The following is a 14,125-nucleotide window of genomic DNA, read 5'->3' on the forward strand; positions in this document are numbered from 1 at the left end:
GAACGCCCCGTACGTATCATGACCGTCCGCCCCGGCAACGGTGCCGGGCCTGCCCGTCGCGCGAGCGGCGGGCAAGGGGGCGGGCGGCGCGTGGTTGACTGCCTGTACTGCGCGGCCGCGGGGCCGCCCCCGCATCCGCTGCTTCTCGTTGTCGGCGTTCAGCGGGCCGGCGCCGAATAGACGCTGAACGAGAAATACTTGTGCGACAGCCGGTCGTACGTGCCGTCCTTGTGCATGTCGGCCAGCGCCCGGTTGATCTTGAGCTTCAGATCGGTATCTTCCTTGCGCAGGCCGATCGCGGTGCCGTCGCCGATCGTCTTCGGATCCTTCACTTCCGGGCCGGCGAACGCGAAACCCTTGCCGCGCGGCGTGCGCAGGAAGCCGTAGTCGGCCTGCAACTCGTCCTGCAGCGTCGCGTCGAGGCGCCCCGAGCCGAGATCGGCATAGACCTGGTCCTGGTTCTGGTAAGGAATGATCGTCACGCCCTGCGGTTCCCAGTACGCTTTCGCGAAGGTCTCCTGCGTCGAGCCCTGCTCGACGCCGACGCGCTTGCCTTTCAGCGACGCGACCGTCGGCAGCAGCGGCGAGCCGGTCTTCGCGATCATCCGCGCGGGCGCGTCGTACACCTTGTCGGAGAAGTCGATCTGTTCGCGGCGCTTGTCCGTGACGGTCAGCGACGACACGATGACGTCGTACTTCTTCGCCTTCAGCGCCGGAATGATCCCGTCGAGATCCTGCGCCACCCACACGCATTTCACGTTGATCCGCTTGCAGATTTCCTTGGTGAGATCCACGTCGAAACCGACGATCTCGCCGCTCGGTGCGGTCGACTCGAACGGCGGGTAGCTGGCATCGACGCCGATCCGCACGGTCTTCCACTCCTTCGCGAAGGCGCTGCCCGCCACGAGGGCGAGGGCGGCGCACAGGGCGGCCTTCTTCATTTCCATCCTTCTGTTGCTGACTTTCCGGGGGCGCTCGCGGCCGGTCGGACCGGGCGCCGCGGCGTATTCTAGACGGCCAAAAATCGCCGATCGGCGCTCTGGCGCTGGCGGCCGCCGGAACGGCGAACGCCAAAAGGGCGGTATTTTACCCGAACGCGATATCCGGAAAACGGCAATCCGGCGCGATCGACCGATTCCTCGATTCGGCTGTTGCGGCAATCGTGGTATTCGCAACGAATATTTTGGCAATTGTTTGCGCGGGTGCAACGATGCGGTGCGCCGGCGGCGGATTGTGGCGCTTTCGGTCTCCCCCTACAGTGGAGGTAAACCCGAACAGAACATCTGCGCCCCCGAGCGTCCTCCCCAATGTTCCAGATCCTGCGCGCCGAAGACCGCTGCCGCACGCGCCACGGCTGGCTCGAATCGAGTCACAGCTTTTCGTCCGCCTGCCACACCGAGCATGCGCCGGTACGTCCGCCCATTGGTGCGCTGTGCGTGTTGAGCGAGGACCTGATCGCACCGACGCGCGGCTTCGGGATGCAGCCGCGCCGCGACGTGGAGATCGTCACGTACGTGCTGGATGGCGCGCTCGCGCATCGCGACAGCCTCGGCTGCGGCGCGATCGTCCGGCCCGGCGGCATCCAGCGGATGAGCGCCGGCACGGGGCTCCAGCACAGCGAAACCAACGCATCGCGCGACCGGCCGCTGCATCTGCTGCAGATCTGGCTGCAGCCGGCCGAGCCGGGCGGGCGGCCCGGCTACGAGGAACGGCGCTTCGCCGACGACGAGAAGCGCGGCCGGCTCAGGCTCGTCGCGGCGCCCGACGGCGGCGACGGCGCGCTGTCGATGCGGGCCGACGCCCGCATCTTCGCGGGACTGATCGACGGCGACGAGACGGCGGCGTTCGACGTGCCGGCCGGGCGCAGCGTCTATGTGCACGTGGCGCGCGGCGAGGTCGAGGTCAACGGCCGCGCGCTGGCCGCCGGCGACGGCGCGCGGATCGGCGGCGTGGACGCGGTGGCGTTCGCGCGCGGCCGGACCGCCGAGGTGCTGCTGTTCGACGTCGCCTGAAATGAAAAAGGGGACGCAGGCCGGTGCCTGCGTCCCCGTTCGAGGCCGCTGCGGGAGCGGCCCGCCGGCTTACTGCGCCGGCGCCGATGCGCCCTTGGCGACCGCGCGGTGCTGTTCCCAGCGCTCCTTCATCTTCTCGTGGCGCTGTTCCATCTTCGCGAACTGCTGCTTGAGCGCCGTGCTGACCATCGTCTTCTGCGAGTCGTTCAGCCCGTTGTAGAACGTGAGCCACGCGGCGGACGTCTGCTCGCGCAGTTGCGCGTTCTGCTGCTCGGCCTGCTGGCGCGCCGAATGCATCGCGCTCAGGTCCAGGATCGGCTGGTTCTGCTGTGCCTTGAACTGCTCGCGCATCTGCTCGTGGCTCTTGCGCATCGCGTCACGGTTCTGCTTCATCGTGTTGACGGCCGCCTGCCACTGCTGTTCCTGCGACGCGTTGAGCTTCAGCTGGTCGTGCAGTTTCATGATCGCGCCGAACGGGCCGCCTTCGTGCCCGCCGTGCATCCGGTGCATGCCGGGGCCGCCCGGCGGCGGCATGTCGTCGGGCGGCGCGGCATGCGCGGTGCCGAATGCGAGAGCGAGCACGGTGGCGGCCGCGATGGCCACGCGGGAAGTCTTCTTATACATTTCAGAAACTCCTTGTATCCAAAGGGTCCGGCGATGCGGCGCCGGGAAAGTCGGGTGCCGCATCCGGTAAGACGCAGGTTAGCGATGCAGGCCCCGGCGGGTGTTACGCGGGGTGGCGGCCCGGTTACCGAGCATTACAGTTCCCTTGCGCGGTAACCCGCAGTAACCCTTTCGTCCCTTTGTTTCGTTCTTCGACTCCGCCCTCGCGCGGTAAACTTCGAGCCATGACTACCCAGATCCTCATCGTCGACGACGACCAAGAACTCCGAGACCTGCTGCGCGACTATCTCGTGCGCCAGGGGATGGAAGTGTCCGTGCTGCACGACGCGGCGACGCTCGAGAAGCGCCTCGAGCGCGAGCGGCCCGACCTGATCGTGCTGGACCTGATGATGCCGGGCGTGGACGGCCTGACCGCGCTGCGCCAGTTGCGCGCGGCCGGCGACGACATCCCCGTGATCATGCTGACCGCGCGGGCGGACGACGTCGACCGCATCGTCGGGCTCGAGCTCGGTGCGGACGACTACCTCGGCAAGCCGTTCAACCCGCGCGAGTTGCTCGCACGCGTGCAGGCCGTACTGCGCCGCCGCCGCGCGACGCCGTCGGCGGCCGCGCCCGAGCAGCGCGAGCCGTTCGCGTTCGGCCGCTTCCTGCTCGACTTCCAGGCGCGCACGCTGTCGGTCGACGGCAAGCCGGCCACGCTGTCGAGCAGCGAATTCGCGCTGCTGAAGATCTTCGTGAACCATGCGCTGCGCACGCTCACGCGCGAGCGGCTGCTCGAGCTGCTGCACGGGCCCGAGTACGACGGCACCGACCGCGGCATCGACGTCCAGGTGTGGCGCCTGCGCCGCATCCTCGAAACGGATCCGTCGACGCCGCGCTTCATCCAGACGGTCCGCGGGCGCGGCTACGTGTTCGTGCCCGACGGCGAGGCTCATGCGCAAACCCATTGATTCGCTGTTCGGGCGGCTGGCGCTGCTCGTCGTCGGTGTCCTGCTCCTGTCGCACTTCGCGTGGTTCTTCGCGATGCGGCTCGAGCGCAACCAGATGCAGACGCGTTATGCGGTCGAGGAGGCCGCGTTCCTCGTCGATGCGGTGCGCCAGCACGTCGAGCGCACGCCTGACCAGCCGTTGCCGTCGCGCGTGCGGCTCGTGGCGCCCGACAGCCCCGATGTGCCGAAGGGTGGCGATTCGGGACTGCCGCCGCCGCTGAAGCGGTTCCGCGACGACGTGAGCGAGCGCATGCCGCCCGGCACGCAGGTCGAGATCGGTACGCCCGGCCATCCGCCGGTGCTGTGGGTGAAGGAGCCGGCCGACCGCAACTGGATCGTGGTGCCGGTGCAGCCGCTGCGGCCGCCGCGCTCGCTCGACCGGATGCTGCTGTGGCTCGGCACGATCTTCTCGGCCGGCGTGATCGCCGCGCTGTTCGCGGCCTGGCAGTTGCAGCAACCGCTGCGCTCGCTCGCACGTGCGGTCGCGCGTTTCGGCCGCGGGCAGCCGGTGCCGCCGCTGCGCGAACGCGGCCCGCGCGAGCTGCGCCAGCTCACGCACGGCTTCAACCAGATGGTGGAACAGGTGTCGCAGGCCGAAAGCGATCGCGCGGTGATGCTGGCCGGCGTCGCGCACGACCTGCGCACGCCGCTTGCGCGGATGCGCCTGCGCGCGGAAATGATGGACGACGCACGGCTGCGCGACGGCGTCGTGCGCGACGTCGACTCGATGTCGCACATCGTCGACCAGTTCCTGGTGTTTGCGCATGGCGGCGCCGACCGCAGCGAGCCGGTGCCGGTCGACCAGGCGTGCGAGCGGATCGCGCGCAGCTATCGTGCGGTCGCGCCGAACGCGCCGGCGGTCCAGACGCGGCTGGAGGCCGATCCCGGCTTCCGGCTGCCGACGGCGACGCTCGACCGGATCCTGTCGAACCTGCTGGACAACGCGCATGCGTACGGCGCGCCGCCGGTGCTCGTCGAGACGGCGCGCGCGCCGACCGGCTACGTGTTGTCGGTCAGCGACAGCGGCGGCGGCATCGCACCGCGCGACCTCGCGGCCGCCACGCGGCCGTTCGTGCGGCTCGACCCGGCACGCGGCGGGAACGGGCACAGCGGGCTCGGGCTCGCGATCGTCGAGCGGCTGGTGCTCAGGCTGGGGGGCGCGTGCGACATCGGCAATCGCCCCGAAGGCGGCCTGCGGGTATCGATGACGTTTCCGTTCGAGGCCGTGCCGAAGGACGAACCCCACGCCGAGGCCGCCTGAGCGGCCGCGGCGCCCGCCCGGCCGGGCATGCGCCGCGCGGCGTCATTCGCCGAACAGCGTGCCGAGCGTCTCGGCCGCGTTGCTGTCGATCGTGTTGTAGGTCACCGTGGTGGCCTCGAAGATATAGACGGTCGTATACCGGCCGAGGCGCTCCAGGATTTCCTCCTGCAGCGATTCCGGCACGACGTTCATGTTCAGGTACCACGCCGTAGACGACAGCCGCGTCTGGAACGACCCGTACTCCTGCATGAGTTCATAGAACGCGTCGGCATCCTGATCGCGACAGACGATCACCAAGTTTCCTGCCATTCCCTTCCTCCCGCTCGTCGGTCGATGCCCGGGGCCTGTATACAGAGGGCGCGTGCGCATGGCAGCGGCACCGCCGACACGAACCCGGGGGCTAGCCCCGATCATACCTGCTTCGTCGTATCCGGCTGCTGATGCCGGACACGGTTTGTGCCCGCGTGCGGCGGGCGGGTTCACGGCCGGGCCGGATCACGGCATAATTCGGGCCTGCGTGCCGGCCGCAGGACTGCGGCCGGGCTGTTCCGTACCGCGCGCCCGCCATCCGCCCACGCGCCGGGCACGATCCATGCGCTGCCTGCGCCGTCCCCGGACGGTTGTACCTGAAATACAGGTTGGTGTAGTGTCGTGCCGTCGCGGCCCGACTCGCCCGGCCGCGGCAGCGCATGCGCGCACGGCGCGCCGCGTGCGCGAGATCGCCAGTCAATCGAATTACCGCGCCCGTGCGCTTTGCCATGAATCAACATCGACTGCCGGCTTCGTTCGGCCTTACCGGGGAGGGCGCCTGATGAACGTCGGATTCTTCAATCCGAACCGGACCGCCAACGCATCCGCGTGGCGCGTGTTGCCGAACCGGTGGGACTTCATCGCATTTCCGCTGATCATCTGCCTGATCGCGATGGCGGTGGTCGGCTTTCACGAAACGATGGCGCCGATCGGCGTGCTGCAGACGCAGAAGATCTCGCTCGATCCGTCGAACCTGCCCGAATACGCGCTGCGCACCACGCTGCGGATGCTCGCCGCGATGGTCGCATCGCTCGCGTTCACGCTCGTCTACGGCACGCTCGCGGCCAAGAGCCGCCGCGCGGGCATGGTGCTGATCCCGATCCTCGACATCCTGCAGTCGGTGCCGGTGCTCGGCTTCATCTCGTTTACGGTCACGTTCTTCCTCGCGTTGTTCCCGAGCCGCGTGCTCGGCGCCGAGCTGGCCGCGATCTTCGCGATCTTCACGAGCCAGGCGTGGAACATGACGTTCAGCTTCTACCAGTCGCTGCGCACGGTGCCGCGCGACCTTGACGAAGTGTCGCGCGGCTTCCACCTGACGTCCTGGCAGCGCTTCTGGAAGCTCGAAGTGCCGTTTTCGATGCCGGGCCTGATCTGGAACATGATGATGTCGATGTCGGGCGGCTGGTTCTTCGTCGTCGCGTCGGAGGCGATCACCGTCGGCAACCAGACGATCACGCTGCCGGGCATCGGCGCGTATCTCGCGCAGGCCATCTCCGACAAGAACTTCGGCGCGATCGGCTGGGTGATCCTGACGATGACGGTCGTGATCCTCGCGTATGACCAGTTCCTGTTCCGCCCGCTCATCGCGTGGGCCGACAAGTTCCGGATGGAGAACACCGCGTCGGGCGATGCGCCGCAGTCGTGGCTGCTCGACCTCGTGCGCCGCACGCGGCTGATCCATCAGTTGCTCGTGCCGGCCGGCTGGTTCTTCGCGAAGGCCGCGCGGATCCCGCTGCGCCTGCCGCTGTCGGGCGCGATGCGTTTCACGCTGCCGAAAGTCGAGAAGAAGGCGTCGCGCACGGTCGACATCGCATGGGCCGGGCTCGTGCTGATCGGCACGGCCTACATCGTGTGGCGCGTCGTCAGCTTCGTCGCGACCGGCGTGACGATGGCCGAGGTGGGCCACGTGCTGGTGCTCGGCCTCATCACGCTGCTGCGCGTGGTCGTGCTGATCTCGATCGCGTCGGTGATCTGGGTGCCGATCGGCGTGTGGGTCGGGCTGCGCCCGAAGCTGGCCGAGAAGCTGCAACCGCTCGCGCAGTTCCTCGCCGCGTTCCCGGCCAACCTGCTGTTCCCGGTGTTCGTGATCGTGATCGCGCGCTTCCACCTGAACGCGGACATCTGGCTGTCGCCGCTGATCGTGCTCGGCACGCAGTGGTATATCCTGTTCAACGTGATCGCCGGTGCAACGTCCTACCCGAACGACTATCGCGAAGCGGCGACCAACTTCCGCATCCGCGGCTGGCAGTGGTGGCGCCAGGCAATCCTGCCCGGCATCTTCCCGTACTACGTGACGGGCGCGATCACCGCCTCGGGCGGCGCGTGGAACGCGAGCATCGTGTCGGAAGCCGTGCAGTGGGGCAGCACCAAGATCGAGGCGCACGGCCTCGGCGCCTACATCGCGCAGACCACCGCCGCCGGCGATTTTCCGAAGATTATCCTGGGCATTGCCGTGATGTCCCTGTTCGTCACCCTGTTCAACCGCCTGCTGTGGCGCCCGCTGTATGCCTTCGCCGAAGCGAAGCTGCGGCTCGACTGAGACCGATTGAGAGCGAAACGCGATGCACAATCCGAATGCTGTAAACGCCCCCGTCCAGACGTCCCAGCCCCCGCGCCTCGGTGAAGAAATCCTGCGCGTCGATCATGTCTGCCGCGGCTTCAACAAGACGCAGGGCGAGCTGCTCGTGCTCGACGACGCGAACCTGTCGCTGCGCGAAGGCGAGATCGTCGGCCTGCTCGGCCGCTCGGGCTCGGGCAAATCGACGCTGTTGCGCATCATCGCCGGCCTGATCGAGCCGACCGGCGGCGAAGTGACCTACCTCGGCCAGCCGCTGCGCGGCCCGGCCGAAGGCGTCGCGATGGTGTTCCAGACCTTCGCGCTGTTCCCGTGGCTGACCGTGTTGCAGAACGTGGAAGCCGGGCTGGAAGCGCTCGGCGTCGGCGCGCGCGAGCGGCGCGAGCGTGCGCTCGCCGCGATCGACCTGATCGGTCTCGACGGTTTCGAGAACGCGTATCCGCGCGAGCTGTCGGGCGGGATGCGCCAGCGCGTCGGTTTTGCGCGCGCGCTCGTCGTCGACCCGACGATCCTGCTGATGGACGAGCCGTTCTCCGCGCTCGACGTGCTGACGGCCGAGACGCTGCGCACCGATCTGCTCGACCTGTGGACGCAAGGCCGGATGCCGATCAAGTCGGTGCTGATCGTCACGCACAACATCGAGGAAGCGGTGTTCATGTGCGACCGGATTCTCGTGCTGTCGTCGAATCCGGGGCGCGTGATCGCAGAAATCAAGGTGCCGTTCAAGCATCCGCGCAATCGTCTGGACCCCGCGTTCCGCAAGCTCGTCGACGACATCTACGCGAAGATGACCGCACGCCAGACCGGCGAAGCGACGAAGAAGGGACTCGAGCTCGGCAGCTGGCTGCCGCAGGTGTCGACCAACCTGATGGCCGGCCTGATCGAGACGCTCGCGATGGCGCCGTACCATGGTCGCGCCGACATGCCGGAAATCGCCCGCACGCTGCACCTCGAGGTCGACGACCTGTTCCCGATCGCGGAAGTGCTGCAGTACCTCGGCTTCGCGGACGTGCGCGAAGGTGACGTGTTCCTGACGCCGCCGGGGCGCGTGTTCGCGGAATTCGGTACGCAGGAGCGCAAGCTGATGTTCGCGGATCACCTGCTGAAGCACGTGCCGCTCGCCGCGCGGATCAAGAAGGTGCTGAACGAGCGTCCGGGGCACCGCGCGCCGCGCGTGCGCTTCGAGCAGGAGCTCGAGGACTTCCTGTCGGACGGCGCGGCCGAGGAAACGCTCGACGCGGTGATCGACTGGGGCCGTTACGGCGAGATCTTCTCGTACAACGACCAGACCGAAATCTTCAGCCTCGAGGACGTCGAGTCCTGATGCGGGTGGGGCGCTCGGTATAACCGCGCGGCGCAGAACGCCACGGGTGCGGCGCACCGCACCGTTACTGCAAACTCCCCCACCGATCAACGGCCGGTTCCGCCGACGCCCACTTCCAGTGCGTGCCTTGCTGGCACGCATTCGCGAAATACCAGTCGGCCTTGTCGCCGTCCTTCACCGAGAACGCGAATTCCTTGCACAGCGCGAGCGCCGACGCGTACGCGCGCGTGACGCGCACTTCGCCTTCGCCGTTCTCCAGCGGCAACGTGTTCTTCACCTTCCACGGCTTCACTTCGCCGACGGCGAGACTGCCGGCCGTCTTCGCGATCGCGTCCTGCTGGTTCTGATGGAGCTGCTTCATCGTGCGGTTGACGGCTTCGTCGGTCGCCGCCTGCACGGCGATCCCGACGCCGACGCCCACTGCCGGGTTCGCGGTGACGAGGCCCGTCGCCGCGCCGGCCAGCGCGCCGCTCGCCGCGCCGACCGACCCGCAGCCCGACAGCGCGACCGTCGCCGCGCACAGCGTGCCGATCGCCGCGATACGGATCGCGACGCTCATTGCAGCGCGCCCCAACGTTCGGTCGCCGGTTCGGCCGATGCCCATTTCCATACGGGCCCGTCGCGGCAGATGGTGGCGACGTAGAACGCCGATTGCGCGGCCTTGTCGGCCTTCGCCGGCGTGTCGACCGCGAACACGATTTCCTTGCAGTCGAGCGGACCGATGCTGATCATCCGGCTGACCGTCACGCGGCCCTGCTCGTCGTCCTCGATCGGGAACGAATGGTGCGTCGACCACGGCGCGACGCCGCCGACGTCGAGCGGGCCGGCTGCCTTCGCGATCTGCTCCTGCGTGTAGCGGTGCGCGACGCGTTGCGTGTACTGGACGCCAGCCCGCGCGCCGGCAACGGCGCCGAGACCGATGCCGGTCGCGACGGCGGCGTTGTTGGTGACCTTGGAAGCGATCGCGGCGCCCGCGATACCGGCGCCGGCTGTCGCGCCTTCGCTGTACAACGAATTGCAGCCGGACAGCAGTGCGGCCGTGGCGATCACGGCCAGCACGACGCGCGCCGGCGTGGCCCGGCGCGGCGATTCGAAACGAATGTTCATCCCTGAGTGCAAGTCCTGTCTGGGTGAGCGGCGACGCATGCACGCCCTGATGCCGCGTCATTGTTTCGCAATTGTCATAGGAAAACTGCAAAGCTTTGACAAATCGCCGAGCGGCAGGCCGCGTGCGCGCGGGCGGCGTTATTGTCGGATAGATGATCGGAGCAGGGTCGAAACGTTACAAATTGAAGGTAATTGTTACCTTTGGGTGCGACGAAGCGACCTAGACTGTTTTGCTATGGAATGTTTCTACGACGGCCTCGAGCCGCGCCGCACATGAGACACCCAGCCATGCGCCGTTCGAAACGGTTGTCACACCGGCCGCCTGACGCGGCGGCCAGCCATCCGGAAGACCGCTCGCGTCCGCAGACCGACGCGCCATCGGCACCGCCCGCGGGCGCGCCGGACGAGACGCCGTCGGACGGCGATCACAACCAGGGTGGTGCTCGCCCGGAAGGGCTCGACTATCAACGCGACCTCGGTCAGGAGCAGGACGCTTGATACGGTCGTCGCCGCATTCCACCGCCGTATTTCATTGCAATTCTCGGAACTGAGTCGCCGCGCGGCCGCCTTCGGGCCGCCGCGCCTGCTTTGGCGTGCGTCGCGCGCCAGCCAATCGAATCGAGGAGGGGAAGTCGCATGAGCAGATTGATCGTGGTATCGAATCGTGTCGCCGCCGGCGAGGATACGCGCCCGAGCGCGGGCGGCCTGGCTGTCGGCGTGATGGACGCGCTGCGGGAAACGGGCGGCGTCTGGTTCGGCTGGAACGGCGAGATCGTCGGCGCGCCCGATGCCGAGCCCGCGATCCAGCGGGACGGCAACGTGACGTATGCGACGGTCGGGCTCACCCGGCGCGACTACGACCAGTACTACCGCGGCTTCTCGAACGCGACGCTGTGGCCGGTGTTCCACTACCGCGGCGATCTCGCGCGCTTCGATCGGCAGGAGTACGCCGGTTATCTGCGCGTGAACGCGATGCTCGCGAAGCAGCTCGCCGCGCTGCTGCGTCCGGACGACCTGATCTGGGTGCACGACTATCACCTGCTGCCGTTCGCGCACTGCCTGCGCGAGCTCGGCGTGAAGAACCCGATCGGCTTCTTCCTGCACATCCCGTTTCCGTCGCCCGACATGCTGCGCCTCGTGCCGCCGCACGAGGAACTCGTGAAGTTCATGTGCGCGTACGACGTCGCGGGCTTCCAGACCGAAGCCGACAAGCAGGCCTTCACCGACTACATCGAGCGGCGCGGCATCGGCGCGGCGAGCGACGACGGGATGCTGCATGCGCATGGCCGTGTCGTGAAGGTCGCCGCCTATCCGATCGGCGTGCATCCCGACGCGATCGCGCAGGCGGCCGTTCAGTACGGCACGCGCAAGCCGGTGAAGATGCTGCGCGAGGCGCTGGGCGACCGCAAGCTGGTAATGAGCGTCGATCGCCTCGATTACTCGAAGGGGCTCGTCGAACGCTTTCAGTCGTTCGAGCGGATGCTCGCGAATGCACCGGGCTGGCAGGAGCGCGTGTCGCTCCTGCAGATCGCGCCGCCGACACGTTCCGACGTGCAGACCTATCAGCACATCCGCGAAACGCTCGAAGGCGAGGCCGGCCGCATCAACGGCCGCTTCTCGCAACTCGACTGGACGCCGATCCAGTACCTGAACCGCAAGTACGAGCGCAACCTGCTGATGGCGTTCTTCCGGATGTCGCAGGTCGGCTACGTGACGCCGTTGCGCGACGGGATGAATCTCGTCGCGAAGGAATACGTCGCGTCGCAGGATCCGGCCGATCCGGGCGTGCTCGTGCTGTCGGAGTTCGCGGGCGCGGCGGCCGAGCTGACCGGCGCGCTGCTCGTCAATCCGTACGACCTGTCGCAGATGGCCGAGGCGCTCGAACGCGCGCTGTCGATGCCGCTCGCGGAGCGGCAGGCGCGTCACGAGGAGAACCTCGCGCGGCTGCGCGAGAACGACCTGTCGGTCTGGCGCGACACGTTCGTCGCCGATTTGCGCAGTGTCGCGGCGGCGGCGTCGGTCACGCGGCGCGCGGGCCGGCGGGTGGCGCATGCGTGATGGCGCGCCCGGCGCCGATAGCGACGACGAAGTGGCCGACGATCCCGCCGGCCGTTTCTTCGTCGTGACGGGCGGGCCGGGTTCGGGCAAGAGCACGCTGCTCGATGCGCTCGAACGTGCCGGCTACGCACGTTCGCAGGAAGCCGGGCGCGGCGTGATCCGCGACCAGATGGCCGTCGATGGCCAAGCGCTGCCGTGGCGCGACCCGGCAGCGTTCGCGGAGCTGATGCTGAGCTGGGAGATGCGGTCCTACCATCTCGCGCGGCAGGCGCGCGGACCGGTGTTCTTCGATCGCGGCGTGCCGGACGTGATCGGTTACCTGAAGCTGACCGGGTTGACGGTGCCCGCGCACGCGGAAGCCGCGGCGCGGCGGTTCCGCTACCACCGGCGCGTGTTCATCGCGCCGCCATGGCCCGACATCTATGCGCAGGACACCGAGCGCCGGCAGGATTTCGCGGAAGCGGTGCGGACCTATGACGCGATGGTCGATTGCTATACGTCGTATGGCTATCGGCTGATCGAATTGCCGCGTGTGAGCGTGAAGGCGCGCGTGCGCTTCGTGATGGACGCGCTCGACGCCGCCTGACGCCCGCCGCGCGTACGGCGCGCGATGGTGTCAGGCCGCCGTGTCCGGCCGCGGCGATGCGATGCGCAGCAGGCTGACGACCGCGGCCACCGCCGCGAACACCGTGGCGACATAGAGCGCGATCGTCGGCCCGCGGTCGGGCGCGAGCCCGAAAATCAGCGCGACGAGCGCGGCGCCGAGCGTCTGGCCCGTCAGGCGCGCGGTGCTCAACATGCCGCCGGCGCCGCCACTGCGCTCGCGCGGCGCCGACGACAGCATCGCGCGGTTGTTCGGCGACTGGAACAGCCCGAAGCCCGCGCCGCACAGCGCCATCCGCCACACGATGTCGACCGTGCCCGGGTGCGCGCCGATCGTCGCGAGCGACAGCAGGCCGGCGGCGAACAGTGCAAGCCCGATCCCGCCGAGAATGCCGGCCGAATAGCGGTCCGACAGCACGCCTGCGAGCGGCGCGGCGAACACGATCACGAGCGGCCACGGCGTCATGTAAAGGCCGGTTTCGACCTGCGAGAAACCGAGCGAATGCTGCAGCCAGAACGGCAGCGCGACGAACGCGAGCATCTGCGACGTGAACGACGCCGTCGACGTGTAGACCGACAGCGCGAACATCGGGATGCGCATCAGGTCGACCGGCAGGAGCGGCGCCGGCTGCGACAACTGACGCTTCACGAAGAAGTAGCCGACCACGAATGCGACGGCCAGTTCGGCCGCGACGTACGCATGACCTTCGCCGTGACCGAGCCCGTCGACGGCCGTGATCAGCAGGCCGAACACGCACGCGTTCATCAGCGCGCTCGGGAAGTCGTACGGCGCGTCGTGCAGCGGATTGGCTGGCAGCGCGCGCAGGCTGCCGAGCACGGCCGCGATGCCGATCGGCACGTTGACCGCGAAGAGCCACGGCCATGACGCGAACGACAGGATCGCGGACGCGACCGTCGGCCCGATCGCCGACGACAGCGCGACCACCATCGCGTTGATCGACAGCCCGCGCCCGAGCAACGACGACGGGTAGATCATCCGCACGAGCGCCGCGTTGACGCTCATGATGCCGGCCGCGCCGAACCCCTGGATCACGCGCATCACGGCCAGCATCGGCAGCGAGCCGGCCAGTGCGCAGCCGAGCGACGCCGCGGTGAACAGCGCGAGTCCGGCGATGTAGATGCGGCGGTAGCCGATGCGCTCGCCGAGCGACGCGAGCGGCAGCAGCGTGATCGTGACCGCGAGCTGGTATGCGTTGACGATCCAGATCGACGCGGCGTCGGATGCGTGCAGGTCGCGCGCGATGGTCGGCAATGCGACGTTCGCGATGGCGCCGTCGAGCACGGCGAGCGTGATGCCCAGGGCGACGCAGACGATCGCCCAGTAGCGTTGCGGAAGCGGCAGGCCGGTATCGGCGTTCATGACGGGAGCGAGAGCGTGGTTGTCCGCGTGCCCGCTTGCCGGTTGCGTGCGCAACCATGTGCGGGGGCGCAGGCGGCGATGAACGGCCCGGCCGGCATGGCGGCACCGGAACGGGGCCGGTCGAGTGTATCACCGGGCCGCATCGCGCGACGCCGAGCCGC

General features: G+C 68.3%; 14 protein-coding genes. 8 read left to right on the top strand and 6 right to left on the bottom strand.

Annotation, left to right across the window (positions count from 1 at the left end):
- Nucleotides 1–158: 158 nt before the first annotated feature.
- The gene (locus tag DFS13_RS14030) at nt 159–941 is read right to left on the bottom strand and encodes an ABC transporter substrate-binding protein (protein ID WP_012492809.1); all 783 of its coding nucleotides are present in this window, start codon (nt 939–941) and stop codon (nt 159–161) included.
- Between the two features lie 366 nt (nt 942–1,307).
- Between DFS13_RS14030 and DFS13_RS14035 the strand changes: the two genes are divergently transcribed.
- Complete coding sequence (locus DFS13_RS14035; protein ID WP_006497153.1) at nt 1,308–2,012, top strand: pirin family protein; 705 nt, start codon at nt 1,308–1,310, stop codon at nt 2,010–2,012.
- A gap of 69 nt (nt 2,013–2,081) precedes the next feature.
- On the opposite strand, the gene DFS13_RS14040 is transcribed toward DFS13_RS14035, so the two are convergent.
- The gene (locus tag DFS13_RS14040) at nt 2,082–2,636 is read right to left on the bottom strand and encodes a periplasmic heavy metal sensor (RefSeq protein WP_060264717.1); all 555 of its coding nucleotides are present in this window, start codon (nt 2,634–2,636) and stop codon (nt 2,082–2,084) included.
- Between the two features lie 224 nt (nt 2,637–2,860).
- On the opposite strand from DFS13_RS14040, the gene DFS13_RS14045 reads away from it, so the two are divergent.
- Nucleotides 2,861–3,586, top strand: a complete 726-nt coding sequence (locus DFS13_RS14045) for a response regulator (protein ID WP_006493394.1) — start codon at nt 2,861–2,863, stop codon at nt 3,584–3,586.
- Nucleotides 3,570–4,886: an ATP-binding protein gene (locus DFS13_RS14050; protein WP_006497151.1), complete on the top strand. Its 1,317-nt coding sequence runs from the start codon at nt 3,570–3,572 to the stop codon at nt 4,884–4,886. The genes DFS13_RS14045 and DFS13_RS14050 overlap by 17 nt, the downstream gene beginning before the upstream one ends.
- Nucleotides 4,887–4,928: 42 nt before the next feature.
- Here the strand turns inward: DFS13_RS14050 and DFS13_RS14055 are convergent, their stop codons facing one another.
- Nucleotides 4,929–5,195 (bottom strand): hypothetical protein, encoded by a 267-nt coding sequence (locus DFS13_RS14055; RefSeq protein ID WP_011545926.1) that lies wholly within the window; start codon nt 5,193–5,195, stop codon nt 4,929–4,931.
- A gap of 502 nt (nt 5,196–5,697) precedes the next feature.
- On the opposite strand from DFS13_RS14055, the gene DFS13_RS14060 reads away from it, so the two are divergent.
- Both DFS13_RS14060 and DFS13_RS14065 read left to right on the top strand, forming a co-directional pair.
- Complete coding sequence (locus DFS13_RS14060) at nt 5,698–7,455, top strand: ABC transporter permease subunit (protein WP_006497150.1); 1,758 nt, start codon at nt 5,698–5,700, stop codon at nt 7,453–7,455.
- Nucleotides 7,456–7,477: 22 nt separating this feature from the next.
- On the top strand, nt 7,478–8,815 hold the full coding sequence (locus DFS13_RS14065; RefSeq protein WP_006497149.1) for an AAA-associated domain-containing protein: 1,338 nt from the start codon (nt 7,478–7,480) through the stop codon (nt 8,813–8,815).
- A gap of 64 nt (nt 8,816–8,879) precedes the next feature.
- Here the strand turns inward: DFS13_RS14065 and DFS13_RS14070 are convergent, their stop codons facing one another.
- Complete coding sequence (locus tag DFS13_RS14070) at nt 8,880–9,374, bottom strand: hypothetical protein (RefSeq protein WP_111441824.1); 495 nt, start codon at nt 9,372–9,374, stop codon at nt 8,880–8,882.
- Complete coding sequence (locus tag DFS13_RS14075) at nt 9,371–9,922, bottom strand: hypothetical protein (protein WP_006497146.1); 552 nt, start codon at nt 9,920–9,922, stop codon at nt 9,371–9,373. Before DFS13_RS14075 ends, DFS13_RS14070 begins: the two co-directional genes overlap by 4 nt.
- A gap of 288 nt (nt 9,923–10,210) precedes the next feature.
- On the opposite strand from DFS13_RS14075, the gene DFS13_RS14080 reads away from it, so the two are divergent.
- From DFS13_RS14080 to DFS13_RS14090, 3 genes are all read left to right on the top strand, one after another.
- Complete coding sequence (locus DFS13_RS14080) at nt 10,211–10,420, top strand: hypothetical protein (RefSeq protein WP_006487640.1); 210 nt, start codon at nt 10,211–10,213, stop codon at nt 10,418–10,420.
- Nucleotides 10,421–10,558: 138 nt separating this feature from the next.
- Complete coding sequence (gene otsA, locus DFS13_RS14085; protein ID WP_111441825.1) at nt 10,559–11,980, top strand: alpha,alpha-trehalose-phosphate synthase (UDP-forming); 1,422 nt, start codon at nt 10,559–10,561, stop codon at nt 11,978–11,980.
- Complete coding sequence (locus tag DFS13_RS14090; protein WP_111441826.1) at nt 11,973–12,566, top strand: AAA family ATPase; 594 nt, start codon at nt 11,973–11,975, stop codon at nt 12,564–12,566. The genes otsA and DFS13_RS14090 overlap by 8 nt, the downstream gene beginning before the upstream one ends.
- A gap of 30 nt (nt 12,567–12,596) precedes the next feature.
- Here the strand turns inward: DFS13_RS14090 and DFS13_RS14095 are convergent, their stop codons facing one another.
- Nucleotides 12,597–13,964 (bottom strand): MFS transporter, encoded by a 1,368-nt coding sequence (locus tag DFS13_RS14095; protein WP_006497144.1) that lies wholly within the window; start codon nt 13,962–13,964, stop codon nt 12,597–12,599.
- Between the last annotated feature and the right edge of the window lie 161 nt (nt 13,965–14,125).

It is taken from the genome of Burkholderia sp. 28_3 (genome assembly GCF_003253915.1).
Taxonomy (GTDB): domain Bacteria; phylum Pseudomonadota; class Gammaproteobacteria; order Burkholderiales; family Burkholderiaceae; genus Burkholderia; species Burkholderia cenocepacia.

Coding starts and splice junctions, on each gene's coding strand:
- DFS13_RS14030 (WP_012492809.1), bottom strand. CDS start 941: ATGAAGAAGGCCGCCCTGTGCGCCGCCCTCGCCCTCGTGGCGGGCAGC.
- DFS13_RS14035 (WP_006497153.1), top strand. CDS start 1,308: ATGTTCCAGATCCTGCGCGCCGAAGACCGCTGCCGCACGCGCCACGGC.
- DFS13_RS14040 (WP_060264717.1), bottom strand. CDS start 2,636: ATGTATAAGAAGACTTCCCGCGTGGCCATCGCGGCCGCCACCGTGCTC.
- DFS13_RS14045 (WP_006493394.1), top strand. CDS start 2,861: ATGACTACCCAGATCCTCATCGTCGACGACGACCAAGAACTCCGAGAC.
- DFS13_RS14050 (WP_006497151.1), top strand. CDS start 3,570: ATGCGCAAACCCATTGATTCGCTGTTCGGGCGGCTGGCGCTGCTCGTC.
- DFS13_RS14055 (WP_011545926.1), bottom strand. CDS start 5,195: ATGGCAGGAAACTTGGTGATCGTCTGTCGCGATCAGGATGCCGACGCG.
- DFS13_RS14060 (WP_006497150.1), top strand. CDS start 5,698: ATGAACGTCGGATTCTTCAATCCGAACCGGACCGCCAACGCATCCGCG.
- DFS13_RS14065 (WP_006497149.1), top strand. CDS start 7,478: ATGCACAATCCGAATGCTGTAAACGCCCCCGTCCAGACGTCCCAGCCC.
- DFS13_RS14070 (WP_111441824.1), bottom strand. CDS start 9,374: ATGAGCGTCGCGATCCGTATCGCGGCGATCGGCACGCTGTGCGCGGCG.
- DFS13_RS14075 (WP_006497146.1), bottom strand. CDS start 9,922: ATGAACATTCGTTTCGAATCGCCGCGCCGGGCCACGCCGGCGCGCGTC.
- DFS13_RS14080 (WP_006487640.1), top strand. CDS start 10,211: ATGCGCCGTTCGAAACGGTTGTCACACCGGCCGCCTGACGCGGCGGCC.
- otsA (WP_111441825.1), top strand. CDS start 10,559: ATGAGCAGATTGATCGTGGTATCGAATCGTGTCGCCGCCGGCGAGGAT.
- DFS13_RS14090 (WP_111441826.1), top strand. CDS start 11,973: ATGCGTGATGGCGCGCCCGGCGCCGATAGCGACGACGAAGTGGCCGAC.
- DFS13_RS14095 (WP_006497144.1), bottom strand. CDS start 13,964: ATGAACGCCGATACCGGCCTGCCGCTTCCGCAACGCTACTGGGCGATC.